The organism is Faecalicatena contorta (assembly GCF_021531995.1).
Classification (GTDB): domain Bacteria; phylum Bacillota; class Clostridia; order Lachnospirales; family Lachnospiraceae; genus Dorea_A; species Dorea_A contorta_A.
Genome location: NZ_JAFBIZ010000232.1, coordinates 1 through 1,681 on the forward strand (window position 1 = coordinate 1; position 1,681 = coordinate 1,681).

The following is a 1,681-nucleotide window of genomic DNA, read 5'->3' on the forward strand; positions in this document are numbered from 1 at the left end:
TAAATCAGACAGCCACTGCTTTTGTCAAATCAATTGTAACCGGTCAGTTACTGATCAATCCTGATGTGTCAATGGATGAGCAGGCAGATGTAGTTAATCAGACGATTCAGGATTCAGGAATGATCAAACAGATCAATCACTGTATGTCACAGACCTATGATGTCACTCTTATACATCTGATGGCTTTAGAACTACGGAAAAAAGTAGAGGCAGCCTTATATCCCTATATTGCCAGGAAAAACTGTCTGGTGGCAGATCTTGACGATATCGAAAAGGAACCAATTATCTACAATACACTCACGAAACAAGTATATGAAAATGACCACTGGATAGACCGGGAGTTGGACCTAAAAGGTAAGCTCCTGATTTACACCAAAACAGAAGAAAAGAAAACATTATGAAAGTTTATGTATTATGCATCTATGGGGATTCTCTCAATGATCCGTCCATATCCACTGACTATCAGGAAATATATCAAAAAATGGAAAAAAGCTTTAATTTATTCCTTGAGAATGTTTATCAAACGGAAGAAGAAAAAGAGTATACTTATATTTCAGGATACAGTGCCCGTGCTGTTATTCACGGTGACTGGATAGATTGGTCTATTTTTGACCGTTTTGTCAAGTGTTTTTTACATTATTTTCTTAAGTTGACGACATTGCCCGCATAGCAGGTGGATTTTTATTTCGCATGACTCCATTTTTCGGAACACGAAAAATTCCGCTATGCTCAACAGGCTAAAGGCTATATTAAAAGACCACATAGGCACGCCCTGTGGTCTTTTATCTCATATACTATTTTTTATCATTTCCACACCATTTAGCCCATTCTTTATAATTTAAAGGGACTAAATGATTATCCATTTCCATAAATATTTTTTTATATCGTTTTATATCCATTTCATCAAACAGTAAACAACCTCTAATTTCATTATTCCAAAAGACATCACAAGCAACTGTAAAATCATCAAATGCGATAAAACCACTACCTATATCGCGCAATAACGCATCTTCCAAATCTTCTTTGAATACAATAAATAAATGAATGTACTGACTCTTCTTCTGGATGAAATCTCTAATTTGGTAAACATCGAGTTTACGTCCCGCATCATTTCTTGATACTATAAAAATTCTTTTTAGATGAATCTTCTGTTCATGAACATTAAGATTTGATTCTAAATAGATTCTTTCTTCTAATGTATCAACCCATTCTGCATCATCCATAATTGAAACTGACCATATTTCCTTCTTTGCTGTATAAAACAATGTATACAATAAAAGGTAATAAACTTTATCATCAAAATTTCTATTTCTACCCGCGTGTTTTATTGCCGCTTCCGTTCTTTCTTTTAAATCATCAGCCTCCGCCACTGTAATTTCTTGAAGGTATTTAGGTTTCGATTCCAAGTATGTATTATACTTTTTTCTTAACTGTATTTCTGGCCTTTTTCTCCGCTTTATTCCGTAGGCAATTACTACTCCACCCAAAAAAGCAGCCATTGTACAATTTATAACGATATATAGGAGTTGTACACCCTGAAATATCATTAATATTCCAGAAACTATTGTCGCAATTGCGGATAACCTTACTAGCATTTCATCTACTTTTTTCATGTACAACTCCTCCTCCACTACATTACTGCATCTATTTTTTCCTTTAGATATTCTGCAAAATACTTATA

General features: G+C 34.3%; 2 protein-coding genes and 1 pseudogene. 2 read left to right on the forward strand and 1 reads right to left on the reverse strand.

Annotated elements, in window-relative coordinates; genetic code table 11:
• Both JQM82_RS15515 and JQM82_RS15520 read left to right on the forward strand, forming a co-directional pair.
• Nucleotides 1–401, forward strand: a pseudogene (locus tag JQM82_RS15515) (hypothetical protein); the annotation flags it as partial.
• A complete protein-coding gene (locus JQM82_RS15520) occupies nt 398–670 on the forward strand; it encodes a hypothetical protein (RefSeq protein WP_235251316.1) in 273 nt (90 codons plus the stop codon). The pseudogene JQM82_RS15515 and the gene JQM82_RS15520, both read left to right, overlap by 4 nt.
• 124 nt (nt 671–794) lie before the next feature.
• On the opposite strand, the gene JQM82_RS15525 is transcribed toward JQM82_RS15520, so the two are convergent.
• Nucleotides 795–1,613: a hypothetical protein gene (locus tag JQM82_RS15525; RefSeq protein WP_235251317.1), complete on the reverse strand. Its 819-nt coding sequence runs from the start codon at nt 1,611–1,613 to the stop codon at nt 795–797.
• Between the last annotated feature and the right edge of the window lie 68 nt (nt 1,614–1,681).

Coding starts and splice junctions, on each gene's coding strand:
- JQM82_RS15520 (WP_235251316.1), top strand. CDS start 398: ATGAAAGTTTATGTATTATGCATCTATGGGGATTCTCTCAATGATCCG.
- JQM82_RS15525 (WP_235251317.1), bottom strand. CDS start 1,613: ATGAAAAAAGTAGATGAAATGCTAGTAAGGTTATCCGCAATTGCGACA.